The sequence below is a fragment of the Caballeronia sp. INML1 genome (assembly GCF_023631085.1).
In the GTDB taxonomy this organism is placed as follows: domain Bacteria; phylum Pseudomonadota; class Gammaproteobacteria; order Burkholderiales; family Burkholderiaceae; genus Caballeronia; species Caballeronia turbans.
The window spans coordinates 98,179-112,344 of sequence record NZ_JALQDT010000059.1 but is presented as its reverse complement, the minus strand read 5'-3'; the positions used below and the strand labels follow the sequence as shown (position 1 = coordinate 112,344).

At 60.9% G+C, this 14,166-nt stretch carries 15 protein-coding genes; 6 read left to right on the top strand and 9 right to left on the bottom strand.

What is annotated here, in order from left to right; genetic code table 11:
* Nucleotides 1–2: 2 nt before the first annotated feature.
* From NCR38_RS23430 to NCR38_RS23420, 3 genes are read right to left on the bottom strand one after another with little or no spacing between them, the layout of a single operon-like run.
* Nucleotides 3–338: an NIPSNAP family protein gene (locus NCR38_RS23430; protein WP_061117117.1), complete on the bottom strand. Its 336-nt coding sequence runs from the start codon at nucleotides 336–338 to the stop codon at nucleotides 3–5.
* Nucleotides 335–2,080, bottom strand: coding sequence for an FAD-dependent oxidoreductase (locus tag NCR38_RS23425; RefSeq protein ID WP_061117116.1), 1,746 nt, complete (start codon nucleotides 2,078–2,080; stop codon nucleotides 335–337). Before NCR38_RS23425 ends, NCR38_RS23430 begins: the two co-directional genes overlap by 4 nt.
* A gap of 60 nt (nucleotides 2,081–2,140) precedes the next feature.
* Nucleotides 2,141–2,980 carry an SDR family NAD(P)-dependent oxidoreductase gene (locus tag NCR38_RS23420; protein WP_061117115.1) on the bottom strand — a complete coding sequence of 280 codons (840 nt, stop codon included), beginning with the start codon at nucleotides 2,978–2,980 and terminating at the stop codon, nucleotides 2,141–2,143.
* 136 nt (nucleotides 2,981–3,116) lie between these two features.
* Between NCR38_RS23420 and NCR38_RS23415 the strand changes: the two genes are divergently transcribed.
* Both NCR38_RS23415 and treA read left to right on the top strand, forming a co-directional pair.
* On the top strand, nucleotides 3,117–4,010 hold the full coding sequence (locus NCR38_RS23415) for a helix-turn-helix domain-containing protein (protein ID WP_061117114.1): 894 nt from the start codon (nucleotides 3,117–3,119) through the stop codon (nucleotides 4,008–4,010).
* Between the two features lie 145 nt (nucleotides 4,011–4,155).
* The gene (gene treA / locus NCR38_RS23410; protein WP_061117113.1) at nucleotides 4,156–5,805 is read left to right on the top strand and encodes an alpha,alpha-trehalase TreA; all 1,650 of its coding nucleotides are present in this window, start codon (nucleotides 4,156–4,158) and stop codon (nucleotides 5,803–5,805) included.
* Between the two features lie 62 nt (nucleotides 5,806–5,867).
* Here the strand turns inward: treA and NCR38_RS23405 are convergent, their stop codons facing one another.
* The gene (locus tag NCR38_RS23405) at nucleotides 5,868–6,104 is read right to left on the bottom strand and encodes a 4-oxalocrotonate tautomerase family protein (protein WP_061117273.1); all 237 of its coding nucleotides are present in this window, start codon (nucleotides 6,102–6,104) and stop codon (nucleotides 5,868–5,870) included.
* A gap of 69 nt (nucleotides 6,105–6,173) precedes the next feature.
* On the bottom strand, nucleotides 6,174–6,884 hold the full coding sequence (locus NCR38_RS23400; protein WP_061117112.1) for an SDR family NAD(P)-dependent oxidoreductase: 711 nt from the start codon (nucleotides 6,882–6,884) through the stop codon (nucleotides 6,174–6,176).
* A 184-nt stretch (nucleotides 6,885–7,068) separates the two neighbouring features.
* Between NCR38_RS23400 and NCR38_RS23395 the strand changes: the two genes are divergently transcribed.
* Nucleotides 7,069–7,791 carry a haloacid dehalogenase type II gene (locus NCR38_RS23395; protein ID WP_061117111.1) on the top strand — a complete coding sequence of 241 codons (723 nt, stop codon included), beginning with the start codon at nucleotides 7,069–7,071 and terminating at the stop codon, nucleotides 7,789–7,791.
* A gap of 29 nt (nucleotides 7,792–7,820) precedes the next feature.
* On the opposite strand, the gene NCR38_RS23390 is transcribed toward NCR38_RS23395, so the two are convergent.
* A complete protein-coding gene (locus NCR38_RS23390) occupies nucleotides 7,821–8,114 on the bottom strand; it encodes a DUF1330 domain-containing protein (protein WP_061117272.1) in 294 nt (97 codons plus the stop codon).
* Between the two features lie 261 nt (nucleotides 8,115–8,375).
* Here NCR38_RS23390 and NCR38_RS23385 point away from each other — a divergent pair, with 261 nt between their 5' ends.
* Complete coding sequence (locus NCR38_RS23385; RefSeq protein ID WP_250477682.1) at nucleotides 8,376–8,675, top strand: DUF4148 domain-containing protein; 300 nt, start codon at nucleotides 8,376–8,378, stop codon at nucleotides 8,673–8,675.
* A gap of 48 nt (nucleotides 8,676–8,723) precedes the next feature.
* Here the strand turns inward: NCR38_RS23385 and NCR38_RS23380 are convergent, their stop codons facing one another.
* The 3 genes from NCR38_RS23380 to NCR38_RS23370 all read right to left on the bottom strand — a co-directional run bounded on the left by NCR38_RS23380 (nucleotide 8,724) and on the right by NCR38_RS23370 (nucleotide 11,862).
* Nucleotides 8,724–9,605: an oxaloacetate decarboxylase gene (locus tag NCR38_RS23380; RefSeq protein ID WP_061117109.1), complete on the bottom strand. Its 882-nt coding sequence runs from the start codon at nucleotides 9,603–9,605 to the stop codon at nucleotides 8,724–8,726.
* Nucleotides 9,606–9,701: 96 nt separating this feature from the next.
* On the bottom strand, nucleotides 9,702–10,586 hold the full coding sequence (locus tag NCR38_RS23375) for an amidohydrolase family protein (RefSeq protein WP_409241438.1): 885 nt from the start codon (nucleotides 10,584–10,586) through the stop codon (nucleotides 9,702–9,704).
* The gene (locus NCR38_RS23370) at nucleotides 10,579–11,862 is read right to left on the bottom strand and encodes an MFS transporter (protein WP_061117107.1); all 1,284 of its coding nucleotides are present in this window, start codon (nucleotides 11,860–11,862) and stop codon (nucleotides 10,579–10,581) included. The genes NCR38_RS23375 and NCR38_RS23370 overlap by 8 nt, the downstream gene beginning before the upstream one ends.
* 126 nt (nucleotides 11,863–11,988) lie before the next feature.
* Here NCR38_RS23370 and NCR38_RS23365 point away from each other — a divergent pair, with 126 nt between their 5' ends.
* Entirely contained in the window at nucleotides 11,989–12,870 is an 882-nt protein-coding gene (locus tag NCR38_RS23365) for a LysR family transcriptional regulator (protein ID WP_061117106.1), read from the top strand.
* A gap of 10 nt (nucleotides 12,871–12,880) precedes the next feature.
* The gene (locus NCR38_RS23360) at nucleotides 12,881–14,059 is read left to right on the top strand and encodes an alpha/beta fold hydrolase (protein WP_061117105.1); all 1,179 of its coding nucleotides are present in this window, start codon (nucleotides 12,881–12,883) and stop codon (nucleotides 14,057–14,059) included.
* The last annotated feature ends 107 nt before the right edge of the window (nucleotides 14,060–14,166 follow it).

The following is a 14,166-nucleotide window of genomic DNA, read 5'->3' as shown; positions in this document are numbered from 1 at the left end:
CTTCAACGCACAGCGGGCGAGAGACTCTTGAACTCGACGCGCCTGATGATGCGGCTCTCCTGTGCGACGATCAGATGCGCGGACGCTTGCAGATAAGCAGGCCATTCGGGATCGTTGTCGCGAGCGGTGCGCCGCTCGTCGTAATCTGCGATGCTCTCGTATCCCCATAAATGCACGACCTGATTCAACGCACCGATGTCGCTCATGTAGAAGCCCACAGGCACGCCGAGGTACCTGAGCTGAATCGGCATCGCCAGATGATCGAACACGTCGATGAATTCAGCCATTCCGCGCGGCTTGATAGTGTAGATGCGGTGATCGATGAATGGCTTGCTCATGCTGCGCTCCTCAATTCGCTGGAATTAGCGCGCTCGTCGATGCGGCCCGCGAGATGTAGTCCGGTGAGATAACCGAAGGTCATGATCGGGCCGAGCGTGATGCCGGCGCCCGGATAGTTGCCGCCCATGACGCTCGCGCGATCGTTGCCGACGGCATAAAGCCCCGGAATCGGCTCGCTGCCTTTGAGTACCTGACCGTGAGGATTGGTCGCGATTCCGTCGAACGTGCCGAGGTCGCCCATCACGATCTTGAGCGCGTAATACGGGCCATCGCCGATGGGCGCGACGCAAGGATTCGGCTTGTGCGAGGGATCGCCGAGATAGCGGTTGAACGAAGTCGTGCCGCGGCCGAATGCGGTGTCCTGGCCTGCCACGGCGTCGCGGTTGTAGTCGCGCACGGTGGCTTCCAGCGCAGTTGCATCGATGCCTGCGCGCCGCGCGAGTTCTGCAAGCGTGCGGCCTTTGACGAGATAGCCGCTCTTCAGATGAGGACCGAGCGGAATCGGCGCGGGCTTCGCGAAACCGAGACCGTATTTGCGAATCGTCTTGTGATCGCAGACGAGCCACATCGACGTTTCTTTATCATCGCGGCACGCTTCGATCATCGCCGCGCCGACATCGTGATAAGAGTTCGATTCGTTGGTGAAACGAACGCCGTCGCGCGTCACGCCGATCACGCCCGGCTTGTAGCGATCGAGCAGATGCGGAAACACGCCGTATTTGCCGCCTTTCAGCGGCACGCGCGAGACGGGCATCCACGCGGCGGGCTGCGGATAGCGGATATCGACGCGGCCGCCCACGCGTTCGGCCATGCGTGCGCCGTCCCCGGTATTGCCCGCGGGAACCGGCGATACATGCTCGCTGCCGCGTCGCACATGGGGATACGCCTTTGCAATGCGTGCGACATCATGCGAGAAGCCGCCGCACGCAAGTACGACCCCACGCCGCGCGGTGATGCGCGTTTCGCTTCCATTCGCCATCACGATCGCGCCCGTCACGCGGCCCTTGACCGTACTGAGTTCCTTCGCGCCCGTGCGTGTATGAATTGGAATGCCGAGATCGAGTGCGGACTTGGCGAGGCGCGCGGCGAGGGCATTGCCGCTCGTGATCTGCACGCCGCGCTTATGCAGCGCGAGTTCCATGATATGGCTCGCGAGCCGCTTGGCGACATACCACGCCGACGCAAGCGATCTAGTCGCGTTGAAGAAGTGCTTGAGATCCGCGCTCGACGAATTGAACATCATGCCGATGAACGTGATCGTCTTGAGTGGCGGACGCAGGCGTGCGATGTCCCTGCCCAGCTCGCGCGCATCGAAAGGCTTTGCGACGACGGAGCGACCCACGTCGACGCCGCCCGGCGCATCTGGATGGTAGTCGGGGTAAAGCGTCGGCAGGAATTTCACCGACGTCTCGCGCTCGAAGAACTCAATCATGCGCGGGCCGTTGTCGAGAAATGCATCGACGGCTGCTTTGTCGTACATCGCGCCCGTTTCGCCACGCATGTACCGAAGCGCCGCTTCGCGCGTATCCTGAACACCCGCTTCCTTCGCGTGGCGATTACCGGGAATCCACAGCACGCCGCCGGAGAATGCGGTCGTGCCGCCGAAGTATTCCTCCTTCTCGACGACGATCACGTCGAGTCCTTGTTTCTTCGCTGTAATGGCCGTCGAAAGGCCGCCTGCGCCCGAGCCGATCACGAGCACATCGCAAGCGAGATCGGACGACCGCGTTACGGTAGTCATGGTGAAGTCCTTTGATTGGAAGCGGGCGCGTCGCGCACCCGTGAGATGAAAGGCCGTGTTTCAGGCGGTGCGCGGCGCCTCGAAGCCGGGACGCGGAACGAGGTCCATCAACATGCATTCGAAGCCGCCATCGACGGCAAGCTCCGCCCCGTTCACGTAGGCCGCGCGCCGGCTCGCGAGAAATGCAACTACCTCGGCGATATCGCGCGGCTCGCCGATGCGCCTGCTCGCGGTCATCGCGCTGCGGCGCGCTTCGACATCGCCTTGTTCATAGAACGCTTTCGAGAGCGGCGTGCGGATCATGCCGGGGCACACGGTGTTGCTGCGCACGCCACGCGCACCCCATTCGGCGGCGATCTGACGCGACAGCATTGCGATGCCGGCCTTGCTCGGGCTATATGCGCCGCTCCAGGTTTGCGGATGATGTGCCGCCACCGATGCGATATGCACGATGCTGCCGGCGCCACGCGCGAGCATGCCGCGACCGAATGCCTGCGCGCATAACATGTAACCGGTGAGATTGACGGCAAGCATCGCATTCCACCCATCGAGGCCGATATCTTCGATGCCGCCCGCCCTCAACAAGCCCGCGTTGTTCACAAGCACATCGACATGACCGAACTTCCGCTCGACCTGATCGCGCGCGCGGTTCACGCTCGCCGCATCGGCAATATCACACGCGATGGCAAGCGCATCGACTCCGCTTGCGCGCAGCGTGTCGGCCACTTCCATGCAGCCCGCTTCATCGCGATCCAGCAATGCGAGACGAGCGCCCGCATCGGCGAATGTCGATGCGATGGCGCGGCCTATGCCGCCCGCCGCACCCGTCACCACACACACGTTCGATTCGAGCCCGAGCCAATGCGGCGTATTGTGATCATGCGCGAGGTGATTAGTCATGCTTGTCTCCTGAGTCCATTCGATGCGAAGGCGACGATGGCCTTGCCTGTGAAAAAAGTATATTCACGGTCATGCACAAAAAATTGGACAAAGGCAGCAGACGACAGGACAATTTGTGCATGAGGAGACGCATGACATGAGGAAAATCCCTAACTACAACCTGTATGGAGAGTCGGCGCGCCCGCCGTGGTATGACGCGTTCAATTTCGAGTGGATCGCCGAGCGCAGCGCGCCGAACGACTGGCATATCGACGCGCATCGTCACGACGCGCTCTTGCAATTTCTGTACATTCGCGGCGGCGGCGGGCAAGTGCTGATCGAGAACAGCGTGATCGATATCTTGCCGCCCTGCGTCATCGTGCTGCCCGCGCAAACGGTGCATGGATTCAACTTCGCGCCGAACGTCGATGGTCTCGTTGTTACCGTCGCGCAAAGATCGATCGAGGCCCTCGCATCGATCGCAGCCCCGGGGCTCATTCCGGTGCTGCAGCGCGCGGGCCTCTCCCGTGTGAGCGCGCAGTCCGTCAAGGAAAGCGCATTCATGACGATCGTCGAATTGCTGGAAAAGGAATTTCGCGCGACGAACCGCGGGCACATGGCGGCGGGCATGTCGCTCCTGATTGCACTTTTCGTGCATGTCTCGCGGCTATGCGAGAGCACGTCCGCGCCGAACGTCGCATCGACGGAAAGACGCGCGCAACAGATCAGGCGCTTCAGGGAGCTGGTGGCCGCACACTTTCGCGAGCATCGCGCGGTGGATTTCTATGCGCAAAGGCTCGGCATGACCGTCACGCAGCTTGGACGTATTTGCCGCGAGGAAATATCGAGCTCGCCGCTTGCAATGATCAACGAGCATCTCGTGCGTGAGGCGCAGCGCGATCTCGTTTATTCGAGCATGTCGGTCAAGCAGATCGCGCATGGATTGGGCTTTGCCGATATCGCCTATTTCAGCCGTTATTTCCGCAAGCAGACCGGCGTCACGCCGACGCAGTTTCAGGCTCAGGCGCATAAGGCGCTCGCCATTCAATAGCCGACGCAATAGCGGCGTCGCCCCAATCCCGGAGGGTTGCCACCGCGGTGCAAGCATGCGATGCTTCGCCGTGCTGTGATTCAGTCAAAACAAGAACGGCACGAGCGAGACCAGTCCGGTTCACTCATCCTGATGAGGAGGGAGCATGATCGCACTGTCATCGTATCGCGCGGCGCACGAGGCGTCGCGGCGTTTCCAGTTCAAGGCACGCACAGCGTTATGCGGCTGGCTCGTCATGAGCGCGGCTGCGAACCTCGCGTATGCGGACGCGCAAACCGGTTATACGCTGCCGCCTCCGCCGAGCGAGTTATACGGCGATCTTTTCGTCGCCGTGCAGACGCAGGGCATCTATCCCGATCAAAAAACCTTCGTCGATGCGGTACCGAAGATCGATCCCGCGCAGATCGTGCAGGCCTATCATCAGCAGATGTCGGTGCCGGGCTTTTCGCTCAAGAACTTCGTCGGGCAGTACTTCACGCCTCCGACGGATCAGGTCATCACGCCGCCGCCGAATCAGACATTGCGAGAACATATCGACTGGCTGTGGCCCGAACTCACGCGTTTGACGACCACCGCCAACGTGCCGCCGAATAGCTCACTGATTCCGATGCCCAAGCAATATGTGGTGCCGGGCGGGCGCTTTCGCGAGGGCTATTACTGGGACACGTATTTCACGATGCTCGGCCTTCAGGAGGCCGGCCGCGAAGATCTCGTCGACGACATGCTCGATAACTTCGCGTATCTGATCGATACGATCGGACATATTCCAAATGGCAATCGCACGTACTATGTAAGCCGGTCGCAACCGCCGTTCTTCTCGTATATGGTCGAACTTGCCGCGCACAAAGAAGGCGGCCGGGTTTATCAGAAGTATTTGCCACAATTGCGCAAGGAGCATAGCTACTGGATGCAAGGCGCGAATACGCTGCAGCCGGGCGGTGCGGTGCGCAACGTCGTGATGCTGCCCGACAAGACCGTGCTCAATCGCTATTGGGACGAACGCGACACGCCGCGTGACGAGTCTTACTCGGAAGATGTAGCCACCGCCAAACAGGTCACGAGCCGTCCGGCGAACGAGGTGTATCGCGATCTGCGCGCGGCAGCCGAGAGCGGCTGGGACTTCAGCTCGCGCTGGTTCGGCGACAACACGACGCTCGCGACGATCCGCACGACATCGATCATTCCCGTCGATCTGAATAGCCTGATGTTCCACCTCGAAACGAGCATCGCGATCGGTTGCGGCGAGGCGCGCGATTTCGGATGCGTCGGCGAGTACATCGGGCGCGCGGCCAAGCGCGCGATCGCCATCAACAAGTATCTCTGGAACAAGAACGGCTATTACGGCGATTACGACTGGAAGCTCGGGCAACCGCGCAATAATCCATCAGCGGCGATGCTTTATCCGCTCTTCGCGAATGCGGCGTGGCCGGATCGTGCGCACAAGACAGCAGAGACGGTCGAAGCGATGTTGCTGAAGCCCGGCGGCCTCACGACGACCACTTACAACACGACGCAACAGTGGGATGCGCCGAACGGATGGGCGCCATTGCACTGGATCGCGGTGCAAGGCTTGAAGCGATATGGGCGCAGCGATCTCGCGCAGCAGATCGGTACGCGCTTTCTTGCCGACGTGAATAACGTCTACAAGACGCAGCAGAAGCTCGTCGAGAAATACATCGTCGAAGGCGAGGGAACGGGCGGCGGCGGAGGCGGCGAATATCCGCTGCAAGATGGCTTCGGATGGACCAACGGCGTCACGCTCAAGCTACTCGACCTCTACGCGCCGGGGCAATAAGACAGCGAAACGACGGCATCGCCGCGGCTCTTCATGCGGCGATGCCTGCATAACAATGCACGTCAACTTTCCTTTTCCTGCTTCCGCCGCCGATATTCCTGCACCGGCACGCCGCCCACGCCCCAGTTCTCCATGTCGACTTCCTGGATCACGACGAACGTAGAGTCGAGCGGTTTGTTCAACACGTCGAGCAACAACTGGCTGACACCTTCGATGAGTTGCGCTTTCTCGTCGGCGGTGACGGCGTTCGTGCCTGCCTTGTTGCCTTCGCGTGTCACCTGAATCGTAACCATCGGCATGGCGATCTCCTTGAGTGAAAAACAGCGACGCGCCCGCGAAGGGCGCATACACAACCGGTGAAGGATCGATCAATGTCCCGCGCTTTGGCCGCCGTCGACGTGCAGGATCTCACCCGTCACGAACGGCGCGGAATCAAGATACAGAACGGCGTTCACGATGTCGCTCATTTCGCCCATGTGTCCCATCGGATGCAGAGCGCCGAGTGCTTCGTGCGTTTCGGGCGCGTGCATCGGCGACTTGATGATGCCGGGAGACACTGCATTCGCGCGAATGCCGGACTTCGCATATTCGATGGCGAGGGACTTCGTCGCAGAATTCAGGCCGCCCTTCGTCAGCGACGCCAGCACCGAAGGCACGCCGCTTACCGCATGATCGGCGAGCGTCGTCGTGATGCTGACGATATGCCCGCTCTTGTTCTTCTCCATTTGCTCGATGGCGAGTTGAGTGACATGGAAGAAGCCGTTCAGATTCACGTTCAGGACGGCCGCATAGTCTTCCTGCGTATATTGCGTGAAGGGTTTGGCGATGAAGATGCCCGCGTTGTTGACGAGCGTATCGATGCGGCCGAACTTGGCGATCGCCGCATCGACGACGCGTTGCGCGGTGGCGCGATCGCCGATATCGCCCGCGACAGCCACGACGTTCGGATCGTCCGGCTGCCGAATGGAACGGGCGGTTGCGACGACGCGATAACCTTGCGCGCGAAAGGCATTGACGATTTCAGCGCCGATGCCTTGCGACGCGCCGGTGACGATAGCGACTTTGTTTGCGTTGCTCATGATGAACCTCGATAGATGTTGATGTGGGCCTGTTGCGGATCGGACCGAAGGCTCCGATGGCTTGTAATGTAGGCTCTTCGAGATTCGTTGCGTACACACGCGGTGGACAATCAGTCTTGCGCGCGAGGAACAAATGCATCGCAGGAGAAATCGATCAGATGAATGACTCAACGGGAGCAATGACATGAGCTTGCAAAACGTAAAGGCATTCGTATTCGATGTATTCGGAACCGTCGTGGACTGGCGCGGCGGGATTGCCCGCGAGGCCGCGCCGTTCCTGCAGCGCTACGGCGCGACCGGCTTGAAGCCTGAGGCCTTCGCGGATGCATGGCGCAGCCGCTACGTGCCCGCGATGCGCAAGATCATCAGCGGCGAGCGATCGTTCGTGCGGCTCGATGTGCTGCATCGCGAGAATCTCGTGGACCTCCTGCCGGAATTTGGCATCAATCCTGAAGCGGTTCCTTCGGAGGCGCTGGACGAACTGAACCTCGCGTGGCATCGACTCGATCCGTGGCCCGATTCGATCGCGGGTTTGCAACGGCTCAAGGCACGCCATATCATTGCGCCGCTTTCGAACGGCAATATCAGGCTGATGGTGGATATGGCGAAGCGCGCAGGCTTGCCCTGGGATGCGATTCTCGGCGCGGAGATCGCGCAGATTTACAAGCCCGATCCGCAGGCTTATCTGCGCACCGCAGACGTTTTGATGCTGAAGCCAGAAGAAGTCTGCCTCGTCGCCGCGCATAACGACGATCTCGCAGCGGCAAGAAAGTGCGGCTTGCGCACTGCGTTCGTCTCGCGTCCGTATGAGCGCGGCCCGGGTCAGTCAGTCGATTTGGAAGCTGAGAGCGATTGGGATGTCGTCGCGAACGACATGAACGAACTGGCCGACGCCGTGGGCGCCTGAGCGCCGCAAGCATCGGCCTGTAAGGGATGTTATGCGGCACCTTCGACGATGCGGAAATCGCGCACGACGGAATCGCCAAGTACTTCCAGTGCGTGCTGATAGGTCGCGCTGTTATAGGCGGCGACGGCTGCATCGAGCGAATCGAATTCGATGACCACCGTGCGCTCGATGACGCCTTCGCCTTGCACCATCGCCGCGACGCCGCGGACGAGCGGACGGCCACCGCCTTCCGCGATGGCTTGAGTTGCGATCTTCGCGTATTCGGCGGCCTGCTCGGGCTTCATGATCTTCTTGTACACGCTGACCCAATATCCTTTTGCCATCTGTATCTCCAGTGTTTGACGGGCGCTTTGCGCCATGAGGCGAACGCAACGCGCATGTGCGTTCAGTCCGGCGGCCAGCATAACAAATTCTCGGGCGTTAATGCCCCGTGCGACTCGCGCCGTCGATTCTGCGTGTTTCCGGGAAAGGTGCTTTCCTGTGCTAGGGGTTAACCCGGAATAACCAGCGTCATAGACTGCTATCACTGCTTTCGAACGACACCGCGTTCGAAGCCAGGCACCTCATAACACTGGAGTTTCATCATGAAGTCGATCATTCGCGCAGCCATCGTCGCAACCGCTCTCGTCATTCCCGTCGCTTCGTTCGCCCAAAGCCAAATCACTCGGGCGCAAGTTCGTGCCGAACTCGCAGAATTGCAGAGCGTCGGTTATCACGCGGGCGACGGCGATCAGGCGCATTATCCGGAAGCGATCCAGGCAGCCGAAGCGAAACTCGCAGCACGCGATGGCGCGACGGCTTATGGTGGCGCCGCTAACGGCACGTCGCAATCGGGGGGTGCACGCGTATCGCAATCGGACTGGAATGCGATGTACTCGCGCTGAGGCGTGAATGCCCGAAGCGGTCTTTCATGGCCGCTTCAGGCGAAGGATTCAGTCCGCGGCGTATTTGCGGTCGAGTTCATCGAAGAGCGGCTTGTTCACGAGCCGTTGACGTTCGGCGAACGGCGCGACGACTGCCGGATCTTCATCGAGCCGTCCCTGCGATTTCAATGCGCCGAGCGCAGTCTGCATGCCGCGCACGGCGCTTTGCAATGCTGCATTCGCATAGAGCACGAGACTGAAGCCCATCCGCGCAAGATCTGCCTGATCCGTCACGGGCGTCTTGCCGCCGATTACGATGTTGATGAGTTGCGGTGCATCGAGCAGCTTGGGAAGCGAGGCGATTTGCTCCGGGGTTTCGATAGCTTCGACAAATAGAATGTCGGCGCCCGCTTCGACGAATGCACGCGCGCGTTCGATCGCCGCATCGAAGCCTTCCACCGCGCATGCATCGGTGCGTGCGATGATCAGAAAGTTATCATCTTCGCGCGCATCCACCGCCGCGCGTATCTTGCCTGTCATTTCATTCGTCGAGATCACGGCCTTGCCCGCGAAATGGCCGCATTTCTTCGGCGTTACCTGATCTTCGAGTTGAATTGCATCGGCGCCCGCGCGTTCCAGCGTGCGCACCGTATGACGCACGTTGAGCGCGTTGCCGAAGCCCGTATCCGCATCGACGATGAGCGGCACGTCCACGGCATCGCGAATGCGCGACGTATGCTCCGCGATTTCCGCGAGGCCGATGAAGCCGAGATCCGGCATGCCGAGCGACATGTTCGTCACGCCCGCGCCGGTGATGTAGATCGCTTCGAAACCCAGATCGGCCGCGACGCGCGCGCTCATTGCATTGAATGCGCCGGGCAAGAGCAGGGCGCTGCGTGCGTTCACCCGTTCGCGAAAGGCGGCACGGCGGCGTGAAGAGGAAGTGGTCATGGTTTCGGTTCCGGAAAGTGAATTCGTGTCTCGCGTCGACGTTTCGCCCGCGTCTGCAATGCTAACCCGCGATGCACTTGGGCGCTTGCGCGGCTATTACGCGAAGCGGAACAGTGCACGCCCGGAATCGCGCAACACGATGGTACGCAGCGATGCGTCCGGAATCCAGCGGTCGAGCGCATCGCGCGACGCCTCGTAGTCGATCAGCCTTTGATGTTGCGTGTGCGGCCAGTCGCTGCCCCAGACGAGCCGTGCGGCGCCGAATGAACCGAGCAAGGCGGACGTGAGCGTTTGCCCGAGCGCGATGCCGTTTTCGCTACGGACGCTGCGATAGGCCGCCGATAACTTGACCCACACGCGCCCGCTCTTCGCCGTCGTCAGAAGATAGCGAAAGCCCGGATCGTCGATGCCGAATGCGGGATCGGGACGGCCGAAATGATCGACCACGATCGTGCAGCCTTGTTCGAGCAGCGGCGTGATGAGCATCGGCAGATCCACCGCATCGCGATGAATCTCGACATGCCAGCCGAGCGCATTGATGCGCCCGAACAATTCGCGCCAATGCGCCGCGCGCAGGTCGGGCAGCGCAAGGCCGATAAGATTCAGCCGCATGCCGACGACACCACGCGCCGCGAGACGCTGCAATTCGCCATCGCTGATCGAAGAATCGATGACGGCCACGCCGCGAAAGCGCTGCGGATAGCGCTGCAACACATCGAGGAAAAATGAATTGTCCGTGCCCAGGAAACTGGGCTGCACGAGCACTGAATGCGATATGCCGTTCGCGCGCAAATGTTCCGCGTAGGCATCGAGCGTCGCATCGTAGTCGGGTGCGTGACGACGATGCGGTGCAAGCGGAAGCCCGCGCACGAAGACATGCGCGTGACTGTCGATCGCTTCGATTGCGGCGGGCGTCGATGCGAGCCATTGCGCGTCGGCGAGCGTGGAGTGAAGTGAAGGCGTCATGGATAGATCAGACATGCGTGGGCGAGCGCTCGCTCGATGCGGTTTGAGCGGGCACGGTTGCGATGCGACGGCCCTTCGTTTCGGGCAACAGCAACGCGGCCACGACGACGAGTCCATACGCGATGCCCGCGTCGATGCCGAGCGCCTGTCCTATCGGCATCGAATTGCCCATGTGCCCGACGAGCACCGGAAAAACAGCAGACACCACGCGCCCGAAGTTGTAGCAGAAGCCGACGCCCGTGCCGCGCACACCTTGTGGATACAACTCGTTGAAGAGCGCGCCGAGCGTCGCCGGAATGCCTGCGGAGAAAAGGCCGAGCGGAAAGCTCAGCATGAGCATCGCAACATCGCCGATGGGCAGAAATACATAGACATTGACCGTGACCGCGCAGCAGATCGCGAAAAGAATCACGTTTTTCCGGCGGCCGATCTTGTCCTGCAGCCACGCACTCACAAAGCATCCGATGATGAACGCGGTAATCACGACGGCCAGATAGCCGCCCGTGCCGAGCACCGACAAATGGCGCTCCGTTTTGAGGTAAGTGGGAAGCCATGTGGTGATGGCGTGATAACCGCCATGCGCGCCGAGTCCAATCAATCCGCCTACGATCGTCGTGCGCAATACCGAAGGATGAAAGATGCCGGCGAGGATCGCGAATGTGCCCTGACGTTGCGCATGATCCTGTCCGGCGGGTTTCGATTCGCGCGGCGGTTCTTCGATATTGCGGCGCATATAAACAACCAGCAGCGCCGGAAGGAGGCCGACCGCGAACAGCACGCGCCAGGCCCAATCGGGCGAAACCCACGAGAACACGACGGTATAGAGCAATACCGCGCCGGCCCAGCCGAAGCCCCACGCGCTTTGCACAATGCCCATAGCCTTGCCGCGATGTTTCGCGCGAATCGTTTCGCTGAGCAATACTGCGCCTGCCGTCCATTCGCCGCCGAAGCCGAGTCCCTGAAGCGATTTGAGCACGAGCAACTGCTCGAAATTCTGCGCAAAGGCGCTGAGAAACGTAAATAGCGAAAACCAGAGAACGGTCACCTGCAAAGCTTTGACGCGCCCGATGCGATCGGACAGCACGCCCGCCAGCAGGCCGCCCAATGCGCCCGCGACGAGCGTCGCCCCACCGATCAAGCCAGCTTGTCCTTTACCGATGCCCCATGTCGCGATGAGGGTCGGGATGACGAGACTGAATACCTGCGTATCGACGCCATCGAGCGCCCAGCCTGCGAAGCATCCCCACAGCGTGCGTCTCTCCGCCGTGGAAATTTCACGGTACCAATTCATCTTGCGTCTCCTGTGCTGGCCTCGGGCCGGCTCTTGTTCAATATGCCACTGCATTCTAGAAACGAATGCCGGCCTCGCATACTATGGATACGTTCGTTTTTCATAGCATTTTGATATGCTGGCCGCATGGAGACGCGCAACCTCAAATACTTTCTCGCCGTAGTCGATGCCGGCAGCGTGACGCGCGCGGCTGACGTGCTCGACATCGCGCAACCTGCTTTGAGTCAGGCGCTTTCCCGCATGGAACGCGATCTGGGCGTCAAGCTATTCGAGCGCACGCGCCGCGGCGCGCAATTGACACCGGCAGGCGAGGCGATCGTCGAAGACATACGATTGAGCGTCGCGCGCATCGATGCCGCCTCGCATCGCGCGCGGGAAATCGGCGCGCAGCGTGGTGGGCGCCTGACGATCGGCTTTGCATCGGCGGCGCTTTTTAGTCTCTTGCCTCGCGCGATTGCCGCGCTGCGCGAGGAAGTGCCCAACGTCGAGCTCATGCTTAGGGAAATGAGCAATGCGGAGCAGGCGAGGGCGCTGGAGAAAGGCACCATCGATATCGGTTTGCTGCATACGCCCGTCGCGGTGGGCGGACGCATGCGCGAGAAGCTGATCGTAAGAGAACGCTTGCTGGCCGTGCTGCCGCGCGCTTTTGCAGTCGGCGAAGATGGAAAAGTAGGCCTGAAGGACCTATCCGATGCGGGGCTGGTGTGGTTCCCCGGCGATCAGTTGCCGGTCGTGCGCGCGGGCATCCTGAGTGCTTTTCGTAAAGCGGGCTGCGAGGCGAATGTCGTGCAGGACGCGAATCGCTCGCTGACCGTGCTTGCCTGCGTTGCGGCGGGATGCGGCGCATCGCTTTTGCCGCAATCGGTAACCGCGCTGCAATTTGCCGGCGTGCGCTTTTGCGATGTGCGCGACGGGGATAACCTGCCGCAATTCGAACTCAGCGCAATATGGCCGACGCGCTCGCGTCCTACACTCGCGGATCGCTTCGCAGCCTTGCTCGAAGCATGAGGAGACATGCATGAACGAGATTCCGAACGATCTGCCGCTGCCGGATGGCATTCGCGCGCGCATGATCGAGAACGGCAATGGCCTTTCGATGCACGTGCTCGAAGCCGGGTTCGACGCGCCTGGGAGGCCATGCATCGTGCTACTGCACGGCTTTCCGGAACTCGCCTATAGCTGGCGAAAGGTCATGAAGCCGCTCGCGGATGCGGGGTTTTATGTCATCGCACCCGATCAGCGAGGTTATGGACGCACGATGGGCGGCGCTACCTTATTCGATGCCGATCTCGACGAGTTCAACTTTCCGAACCTCGTGCGCGATGTACTCGGTCTCGTATCGGCACTCGGTTATCGCAGGGTTGCATCGGTAATCGGTCATGATTTCGGCTCGCCCGTCGCCGCGTGGTGTGCATTGATTCGCCCGGATGTGTTCGCGTCCGTCGTCATGATGAGCGCGCCCTTCGCGGGGCCGCCCGCATTCGCGTTCAATACCGCGAAGAACGACGCGAGGCTCGCGCGCGTCGAAACGGCTCCATCGGTGATGGCGGAGGCCGTGGCCGGGCTCGCATCGCTCGATCCGCCGCGCAAGCACTATCAATGGTATTACTCGGGCGCGCAGGCCAATGACGATATGCGGCACGCGCCGCAAGGGCTCGCCGCATTCTTGCGCGCGTATTACCACGTCAAGAGCGCGGACTGGCCGGGCAATCATCCTCATCCGCTTGGGTCGGTGACACCGGATCAACTCGCGATGCTGCCGACGTATTACGTCATGCATGCGGATGCAACGATGCCGCAGACCGTCGCGGAACATATGCCCGCTGCGGATCATATCGCGACCTGCGCGTGGCTGCCCGATCGGGATTTGAACGTCTATGCAAGCGAATATGCGCGCACCGGATTTCAGGGCGGATTGAACTGGTATCGCTGCGGCACCGACCCGCGCTATGCGGCCGATTTACGGACCTGGTCGGGACGCACGATCGACGTGCCCTCATGCTTCATCGCGGGCGCTAGCGATTGGGGCTGCTACCAGCGTCCGGGCGACTTCGAAGCGATGCGCGTCCTGGCGTGCACCGATTTTCGCGCGACGCATCTGATTGAAGGCGCGGGGCATTGGGTGCAACAGGAACAACCGAGTACAGTCGCCAGTCGCATTCTGCGCTTTCTGCGGCAGGATGCGCCCGCCATCTAGCGTGTGTGCCTGAAAGTTGTATCGAGACGTGTATGACGTTTCTTGATGTAAGAGCTGCCGATGCGTCGGCGATTTTCAGGAACTTCATCAAAAGCGCGATTGTCCAC

Coding starts and splice junctions, on each gene's coding strand:
- NCR38_RS23430 (WP_061117117.1), bottom strand. CDS start 338: ATGAGCAAGCCATTCATCGATCACCGCATCTACACTATCAAGCCGCGC.
- NCR38_RS23425 (WP_061117116.1), bottom strand. CDS start 2,080: ATGACTACCGTAACGCGGTCGTCCGATCTCGCTTGCGATGTGCTCGTG.
- NCR38_RS23420 (WP_061117115.1), bottom strand. CDS start 2,980: ATGACTAATCACCTCGCGCATGATCACAATACGCCGCATTGGCTCGGG.
- NCR38_RS23415 (WP_061117114.1), top strand. CDS start 3,117: ATGAGGAAAATCCCTAACTACAACCTGTATGGAGAGTCGGCGCGCCCG.
- treA (WP_061117113.1), top strand. CDS start 4,156: ATGATCGCACTGTCATCGTATCGCGCGGCGCACGAGGCGTCGCGGCGT.
- NCR38_RS23405 (WP_061117273.1), bottom strand. CDS start 6,104: ATGCCGATGGTTACGATTCAGGTGACACGCGAAGGCAACAAGGCAGGC.
- NCR38_RS23400 (WP_061117112.1), bottom strand. CDS start 6,884: ATGAGCAACGCAAACAAAGTCGCTATCGTCACCGGCGCGTCGCAAGGC.
- NCR38_RS23395 (WP_061117111.1), top strand. CDS start 7,069: ATGAGCTTGCAAAACGTAAAGGCATTCGTATTCGATGTATTCGGAACC.
- NCR38_RS23390 (WP_061117272.1), bottom strand. CDS start 8,114: ATGGCAAAAGGATATTGGGTCAGCGTGTACAAGAAGATCATGAAGCCC.
- NCR38_RS23385 (WP_250477682.1), top strand. CDS start 8,376: ATGAAGTCGATCATTCGCGCAGCCATCGTCGCAACCGCTCTCGTCATT.
- NCR38_RS23380 (WP_061117109.1), bottom strand. CDS start 9,605: ATGACCACTTCCTCTTCACGCCGCCGTGCCGCCTTTCGCGAACGGGTG.
- NCR38_RS23375 (WP_409241438.1), bottom strand. CDS start 10,586: ATGTCTGATCTATCCATGACGCCTTCACTTCACTCCACGCTCGCCGAC.
- NCR38_RS23370 (WP_061117107.1), bottom strand. CDS start 11,862: ATGAATTGGTACCGTGAAATTTCCACGGCGGAGAGACGCACGCTGTGG.
- NCR38_RS23365 (WP_061117106.1), top strand. CDS start 11,989: ATGGAGACGCGCAACCTCAAATACTTTCTCGCCGTAGTCGATGCCGGC.
- NCR38_RS23360 (WP_061117105.1), top strand. CDS start 12,881: ATGAACGAGATTCCGAACGATCTGCCGCTGCCGGATGGCATTCGCGCG.